This window comes from Lamprobacter sp., from assembly GCF_034860625.1.
Taxonomy (GTDB): Bacteria; Pseudomonadota; Gammaproteobacteria; order Chromatiales; family Chromatiaceae; genus Lamprobacter.
Genome location: NZ_JAYESN010000608.1, coordinates 1 through 1,002 on the forward strand (window position 1 = coordinate 1; position 1,002 = coordinate 1,002).

Genomic DNA, 1,002 nt, shown 5'->3' on the forward strand with positions numbered 1-1,002 from the left:
ATCGCCCCGATCCAGGCACTGATCATCACCCATGTGCACATCGACCACGTCGGGCGGCTGCCCTATCTGCTTGCCGCTGGCTACCGGGGTCCGATCGTTACCAGCCCCGCCTCGGCCGAACTGCTGCCGCTGGTGCTCGAAGATGCGCTCAAGGTTGGTTTCACGCGCGATCAACGGCTGATCGAGCAGGTGCTCGCCGTGCTGCGCAGCCGCATCATCGCGCTGCCGTTCGGGCAATGGCATCGGCTTGACGGGCAGGGTAGCGTCGTTCCGCTCGAGCTGGCCGACGACCCGAGCAACCCGACGGACTGCGCACCCCTTATCCGCCTGCAGCGCGCCGGTCACATCCTCGGCTCGGCCTATGTCGAGATTGATCTCTCGTGCTCAGCATCCAACGCCGCACAGGACGATTCCAACCAAGCCGGGCTAGCTGGCGATGCCTTGGAGAAGCCCGCGTTCAAGCGCCAACGCATCGTCTTCTCCGGCGACCTCGGCGCGCCCGACACCCCGCTGCTGCCTGCCCCGCAGCCGCCCGAGCGCGCCGACCTCCTGGTGCTCGAGAGCACCTACGGCGACCGCTGCCATGAAGACCGCGGCACCCGCGTCGAGCGTCTGCGCGCGGTGATCGAGCACGCCCTTGCCGACGGCGGCACGGTGCTCATCCCGGCCTTCAGCATCGGTCGCACCCAAGAGCTGCTTTATGAGCTTGAAGGCCTGTTCCACGCCCACGGCGCGGGTGGCGCGCAAGCCCGCCCGCACTGGCAACGCTTGCAAGTGGTGCTCGACTCACCCCTGGCCGCCGACTTCACCAAGGGCTATCGGCGCCTGCGCCAGGTCTGGGACGACGAGGCCCAAGATCGGCTGCAGCAAGGTCGCCATCCGCTCGCCTTTGATCAACTGGTCACCGTCGATCAGCACGCCGACCACATGCACATGGTCAATTACCTGGCCCACAGCCGCCAACCGGCGGTGGTCATCGCCGCCAGCGGCATGTGCGCCGGC

Annotated in this window: 1 protein-coding gene; it reads left to right on the plus strand. The window is 67.5% G+C overall.

Annotation, left to right across the window (positions count from 1 at the left end):
* Positions 1-1,002, plus strand: a 1,002-nt coding sequence (locus VBE63_RS30180) for an MBL fold metallo-hydrolase (protein WP_323686650.1), incomplete at both ends; no start/stop codon positions are given.